6 protein-coding genes are annotated in these 6,216 nt (G+C 70.9%); all 6 read left to right on the top strand.

Going from position 1 to position 6,216, the window contains the following annotated elements; translation table 11 throughout:
- Positions 1-2 precede the first annotated feature (2 nt).
- Positions 3-1,220: a SufS family cysteine desulfurase gene (locus ABYE80_RS03065; RefSeq protein WP_372788573.1), complete on the top strand. Its 1,218-nt coding sequence runs from the start codon at positions 3-5 to the stop codon at positions 1,218-1,220.
- A gap of 2 nt (positions 1,221-1,222) precedes the next feature.
- Positions 1,223-1,648: a Fe-S cluster assembly sulfur transfer protein SufU gene (gene sufU, locus ABYE80_RS03070; RefSeq protein ID WP_372788574.1), complete on the top strand. Its 426-nt coding sequence runs from the start codon at positions 1,223-1,225 to the stop codon at positions 1,646-1,648.
- Positions 1,649-1,756: 108 nt separating this feature from the next.
- On the top strand, positions 1,757-2,074 hold the full coding sequence (locus ABYE80_RS03075) for a Rieske (2Fe-2S) protein (protein ID WP_372788576.1): 318 nt from the start codon (positions 1,757-1,759) through the stop codon (positions 2,072-2,074).
- A 3-nt stretch (positions 2,075-2,077) separates the two neighbouring features.
- Positions 2,078-3,532, top strand: a complete 1,455-nt coding sequence (gene sufB, locus ABYE80_RS03080) for a Fe-S cluster assembly protein SufB (protein ID WP_372788578.1) — start codon at positions 2,078-2,080, stop codon at positions 3,530-3,532.
- Positions 3,533-4,765: a Fe-S cluster assembly protein SufD gene (gene sufD / locus ABYE80_RS03085; protein WP_372788579.1), complete on the top strand. Its 1,233-nt coding sequence runs from the start codon at positions 3,533-3,535 to the stop codon at positions 4,763-4,765.
- A gap of 358 nt (positions 4,766-5,123) precedes the next feature.
- Positions 5,124-6,216: M20/M25/M40 family metallo-hydrolase (locus ABYE80_RS03090; RefSeq protein WP_372788581.1), on the top strand; the 1,093-nt coding region annotated here is incomplete at its 3' end.

A 6,216-nucleotide genomic window follows, 5' to 3' on the forward strand; every position in this document is an offset into this window, starting at 1 on the left:
GGATGAGCGTCGTCGCCGACACGACCGGGGCCGACTTCCCCACCCTCTCCCGCGAGGGTGTCGTCTACCTCGACAGCGCGGCGACGTCGCAGACCCATCGCAGCGTCATCGCCGCGATGGACGACTACTACGAGCACCACCGGGCGTCCGTCCACCGGGGGGTCTACCCGCTGGCCGTCGAGGCGACCGACCTCTACGAGGGCGCCCGCGACCGGGCCGCGCACTGGCTGGGTGCGCACGCCCGGGGCACGGTGTTCACCAAGAACGCCTCCGAGGCGGTCAACCTCGTCTCCTACTCCTGGGGCCATGCGAACCTCGGGCCCGGTGACACCGTCGTGGTCACCGAGATGGAGCACCACTCGAACTTCGTCCCGTGGCAGGTGCTGTGCGAGCGCACGGGGGCGCGGCTCGCCCACGTCCCGGTCGACGACGAGGGCCACCTGCGACTCGACGTGCTCGACGAGCTGCTGGCGACCGGCACCGTGAAGCTGGTGGCGGTGGTGCACGTCAGCAACGTGCTCGGCACGATCAACCCGGTGCAGGACATCACCGCCCGCGCGCACGCGGCCGGTGCCGTCGTCCTCGTCGACGGGGCGCAGGCGGTCCCGCAGATCCCGGTGGACGTCGCCGCGATCGACGCGGACTTCTACGTGTGGACCGCGCACAAGGCCTACGGCCCGACCGGGATCGGGATCCTCCACGGACGACCCGAGATCCTCGAGGCGATGCCCCCCTTCATCAGCGGCGGTCACATGATCGCCAGCGTCTCGCTGGACGGCTCGCGGTGGGCCGACATCCCCACGAAGTTCGAGGCCGGGACGTCCCCCATCGCCGAGGCGGCCGGCCTCGGGGCGGCGGTGGACTACCTGCAGGGCATGGGCATGGACGCGCTCCGCGCCCACGAGCAGGACCTCACCGGCTACGCGCTGGAGCGCCTGCGCGGCGTGCCGGGGCTGACCGTCAACGGCCCGGCCGACGCCGCCGATCGTGGCGCCCTCGTCTCCTTCACCCTCGACTGCGCCCACCCGCACGACGTGGCCGAGATCGTCGCCCGGCGCGGCGTCTGCGTCCGCGCCGGCCACCACTGCGCCCAGCCGCTGATGCAGCGCCTCGGCGTCGCCGCGACCACCCGCGCCTCGTTCGGCGTCCACAACACCCGGGAGGACGTCGACGCGCTCGTCGACGCGCTCGGGGACGTCATCACCCTGTTCGGAGACTGACCATGGACGACCTGTACCGCGAATACATCCTCGAGCACTACAAGCGCCCGCACAACTGGGGGCCGATGGAGTCGCCGGACCTCGAGGCGCACGACAACAACCCGCTGTGCGGTGACGAGCTCACGGTCATGCTGCGGGTCGGCGACGACGGCACGATCGAGGACATCCGGTTCGACGGTCACGGCTGCGCGATCAGCCAGGCCAGCGCGTCGATGGCCTCCGACGAGGTCAAGGGGATGAAGGTCGAGGAGCTCCTGAAGCTCGACCGCGGCTTCGTCCTGGACCTGCTGGGGATCGACATCTCCGCGACCCGGATGAAGTGCGCGCTGCTGTCGCTGAAGGTGCTGAAGACCGCGGCGCTCGGCGACGCGGTCGACTGGGAGCCCGAGACGCCCGAGGGCGTCAAGCCCACCGGGAACCCGATCTAGCCGGAACGTCGGGCGACCGCGCCGCTCCTGCGGTGCGCCGTGCGACACGACCGGTACAATCCCTTCCCCCGGGATCGGATTTCCGCCGAGCCCAGGTTTTCACCGCTCATGAGCCCCATCATCGACGTCTGCCCCCTCAGTGACCTGCCGCCCGGAGCGGCACGGATCGTCACGTGGGAGGACCTCGAGATCGGGGTGTTCAACTGCCGCGGCACCGTCCTCGCGATCGAGGACCGGTGCTCGCACGACGACGGGACACTGGCGGACGGCGAGCTCGACGAGGAGGCCTGCACCATCGAGTGCCCGCGGCACGGCTCCCTCTTCGATCTGCGCACCGGTGTGCCGCAGACCCTGCCGGCGTATCAGCCGGTCGAGACGTTCGGAGTCCTCATCGAGGACGACATCATCAAGCTGGAGGTCGACTGACCCATGGCCACGACACCGCAGACGCAGAGCACGAAGGTCCTGACCGAGGACGAGGCCGCCCTGAAGGGGTTCGGCGCCGACTACACCGAGCGCTACGGGTTCCACGACGCCGAGAACTACCTCTACAAGGCGCCCAAGGGCCTGAACAAGGAGATCATCGCGAAGATCTCCGAGTTCAAGGACGAGCCGCAGTGGATGCGTGAGTTCCGCCTCAAGGCGCACGACCACTTCCTGGCCCGCCCGCAGCCGACGTGGGGCTCGCCCATGCTCGCCGACGTCGACTACGACGACATCCACTACTTCGTCCGTGCCTCCGAGCGCGCCGAGCGCTCCTGGGACGACGTCCCGGAGGACGTCAAGAACACCTTCGACCGCCTCGGCATCCCCGAGGCCGAGCGCAAGTTCCTGGCCGGCGTCGGCGCGCAGTACGAGTCCGAGGTCGTCTACCACCAGGTCAACGAGGAGCTCGAGAAGCAGGGCGTGATCTTCCTCGACATGGACACCGCGCTCCGTGAGCACGAGGACCTGGTGCGCGAGCACTTCGCCACGGTCATCCCGCCCAACGACAACAAGCTCGCCGCGCTGAACAGCTCGGTCTGGTCGGGCGGCTCGTTCGTCTACGTGCCGCCGGGCGTGCACGTCGAGATGCCGCTGCAGGCCTACTTCCGCATCAACACGGAGAACATGGGCCAGTTCGAGCGCACGCTGATCATCGCCGACGAGGGCAGCTACGTGCACTACGTCGAGGGCTGCACCGCCCCGACGTACTCCGGTGACTCGCTGCACTCCGCGGTCGTCGAGCTGATCGCCAAGCCGGGTGCGCGCATCCGCTACACGACCGTCCAGAACTGGTCGCAGAACGTCTACAACCTCGTCACCAAGCGGGCGGTCGCCGAGCGCGACGCCACGGTGGAGTGGGTCGACTGCAACCTCGGCTCGAAGCTGACGATGAAGTACCCGGCCGTCTACCTCATGGGCGAGCGCGCCCACGGGGAGATCCTGTCGATCGCGTTCGCCGGCAAGGGCCAGCACCAGGACGCGGGCGGCAAGATCGTGCACGCCGCGCCGAACACGACGTCGAACATCTTCGCCAAGTCGATCTCCAAGGACGGCGGGCGCTCGTCCTACCGCGGCCTGCTCGAGGTCGCGAAGGGCGCGCACGGCGCCCGGTCGAAGGTCGTCTGCGACGCGCTGCTGCTCGACCCGGAGTCCCGTACCGACACCTACCCGACGATCCGCATCGGCGAGGACGACGTGGACGTCGGGCACGAGGCGTCGGTCACCAAGGTCGGTGAGGAGCAGCTGTTCTACCTCCAGTCCCACGGACTCGACGAGGAGGAGGCCGCGAAGCTCATCGTCAACGGCTTCATCGAGCCGATCGTCAAGGAGCTGCCGATGGAGTACGCGATCGAGATGAACCGCCTGATCGAGCTGCAGATGGAAGGGAGCATCGGCTAGATGTCGACCGCTGTGACCGAGCCGGACTGGCTCACCTCGCGGCGCGTGGGCGCCGCCGAGCGCCTGGACGGCCTCGAGCTGCCGACGTTCCGCGGCGTCGCCGGCTGGGAGTTCACGCCGATCGACGCCCTCGACCTCGACGCGTACGCGCCGGCCCGTGCCGGTGATCCCGACGGACACGGCGTGTTCGACTTCGAGGGTGCGGTGCGCGTCGGTGGCTCCGGCGCCGTCGCGGCCGACGCGACGTCCGAGGGGCCGATCGTGCTGCCCATCGCGGAGGCGGCGATCCGCCACCCGGAGCTCGTCGAGAAGCACCTCGGCACGGTCGCCAAGGACTCACCGTTCGTCGCCCGCAACGACGCGCACTGGAGCGACGGGGTCTTCGTCCACGTGCCGCGAGGCGTGCACGTCGACGCGCCGATCCTGGTCACGAACGTCCACGAGCAGGCGGGCACCGCGCTCCACACCCGCACGCTCGTCGTGCTCGAGGAGGGCGCGGAGGCCGAGATCTGGGATCAGACGGTGAGCGCCGACCCCGAGACGGACGGGCTCGTCAACGGCGTCGTCGAGCTGGTCGTCGGCCCGAACGCCCGGCTGCGGTACGTCTCGGCCCAGGAGCTCAACGAGCAGACCTGGGTCTTCGGCGCCCAGCGCGCGATCGTCGCGCGGGACGGGCACGTCGACTGGGTCACGCTCGGCTTCGGCTCCAAGAACGGCAAGGTGTTCCTGGAGACCAAGCTCGACGGTCCCGGCGCTCACGCCTCGGTGACGGGTGCCTACGCCTCGCGCGGACGCCAGCACATCGACGTCGACACGCTGCAGGAGCACGCCGCCGAGAAGACGACCTCCGACCTGGCGTTCCGCGGCATCCTGAACGACCGCTCGTCCACCGTGTGGCGGGGCATGATCCAGGTCGACGAGGGCGCACAGCAGACCGACGCCTTCCAGGAGTCGCGGAACCTCCTCGTCTCCAAGAAGGCGCATGCGGACGCGATCCCGGGCCTGGAGATCCTGGCCGACGACGTGCGGTGCACGCACGCGGCCGCGATCGCCCAGATCGATCCGGACCAGCTCTTCTACCTGCGCAGCCGCGGGCTGGAGGAGGCCCAGGCCAAGCGCCTGGTCATCGAGGGGTTCCTCGAGGCCACGGTCGAGCGCCTGGAGGACGGCCCGATCCGCGAGCAGGTCGCCGGCGCGATCGAGGACCGTCTCGCCGCCGTGCTCGGCGCGTAGCTGCCCCGCGGAACCGCGGTGATGTCGTGGGAAGGGCTCGCCTCGGGGCGGGCCCTTCTGCGTTGTGCCGCTGCCGGGCAGGTTGACGACCCCGTTACGGGGTCCGAGCGACACCCCGTGACCCTCGAGTCGTGGTCGAGTGTTCTGGACGACCACGCGATCCCAGCGTGGGCGTGGGATCGACGGATCACCCCCCGCTCGGCAGGCGACCCTCAACCCGAGGTCGAGGGTGTGGTCCTGGTCGTCCAGCGCGCTCCATAACCCGGCGTCATGCCGCCGCCGTCGAGGCTCATCCGGTGCGCCGACGCACTCGGCGGCCGCGGACACCGGCGGTCCCTGGCGACTACTGTTCGCCCTCGTGCTGCCCTGGGTCCGCCGTCACGCCGACACCATCGCGCTCGCCGCGGAGCGGCAGCTCGCGGCGCTGGTCGCGGTGTCCTCGCCCTCGGGAGATGTCGGTGCCGCCGAGGAGTGCTTCTCGGTCATCGAGGCGTTGCTGCCCGTCGATGCCGAGGTCGCCCGGGTCCCGTGCTCGTCCCCCGGCCATGCGCCGGACCTGCTCGCGCGCGTACGCGGGACCGGTGCGCGGCGACTGCTGCTGCTCGGCCACGTCGACACGGTGGTCGCCCACGCCGACCACCGCGCGCTCCACCCGCTCGGCGACACCCTCGTGGGGTCCGGCGCCGTCGACATGAAGGGCGGGGACGTCCTGGCGATCGGCGTGCTGCAGGCGCTCGCGGAGGATCGTCGGACGGAGTTCGCCGAAGTGAGCCTCCTCCTGGTCTGCGACGAGGAGTGGCGCACCGCGCCGTTCGCCCACGGCCCGCGGTTCGCGGGGTACGACGCCTGCCTGTGCTTCGAGGCCGGGGAGCTCGACGGCGAAGGCCGGGACGCCGTCGTCGTGCGCCGCAAGGCGGCGGGGACGCTGCGCGTGGTCGCGACGGGACGATCCGCCCACAGCGGCGCGCGCCCGGGGGACGGCCGCAACGCGCTGCTCGCACTCGCCGAGGTCGCGCGGATCGTCGCGGCGCACCACGACCCGGACGGTCCCGACCACCTGACCGCGGTGCCCACGGTGCTCCACAGCGGTGACGCGCTCAACGTGGTGCCTGCGTCCGGCGAGCTGCTCTGCGACGTGCGGGCCGACCGGCTGGAGGCCTTCGACACGGTGATGACGGCGCTCCCGCGAGACCTCGACGAGGTGACGCTGCACGTCGCGAACCTGCGCGAGTGGCCCGGCATGGACGCCCGGGAGACCGCGGCGAGCACGTTGGACCGCGCGGGGGCCGCGCTCGGTCGCCCGGTCGTGCCGGCGTCACGCGGCGGGGCCAGCGACGCCAGCCACATCGCCGCGGTGGTGCCGCTGACGATCGACGGGCTGGGCCCGCTGGGCGGCGAGGCGCATGCGCCCGGGGAGTACGTGCTGACAGCGTCGCTCCGCAGTCGCGCGG

This window comes from Paraconexibacter sp., assembly GCF_041602235.1.
Classification (GTDB): Bacteria; Actinomycetota; Thermoleophilia; order Solirubrobacterales; family Solirubrobacteraceae; genus Paraconexibacter.

Bases quoted from the DNA above. Each gene is read 5' to 3' on its own strand.
- ABYE80_RS03065 (WP_372788573.1), top strand. From the start codon at position 3: ATGAGCGTCGTCGCCGACACGACCGGGGCCGACTTCCCCACCCTCTCC.
- sufU (WP_372788574.1), top strand. From the start codon at position 1,223: ATGGACGACCTGTACCGCGAATACATCCTCGAGCACTACAAGCGCCCG.
- ABYE80_RS03075 (WP_372788576.1), top strand. From the start codon at position 1,757: ATGAGCCCCATCATCGACGTCTGCCCCCTCAGTGACCTGCCGCCCGGA.
- sufB (WP_372788578.1), top strand. From the start codon at position 2,078: ATGGCCACGACACCGCAGACGCAGAGCACGAAGGTCCTGACCGAGGAC.
- sufD (WP_372788579.1), top strand. From the start codon at position 3,533: ATGTCGACCGCTGTGACCGAGCCGGACTGGCTCACCTCGCGGCGCGTG.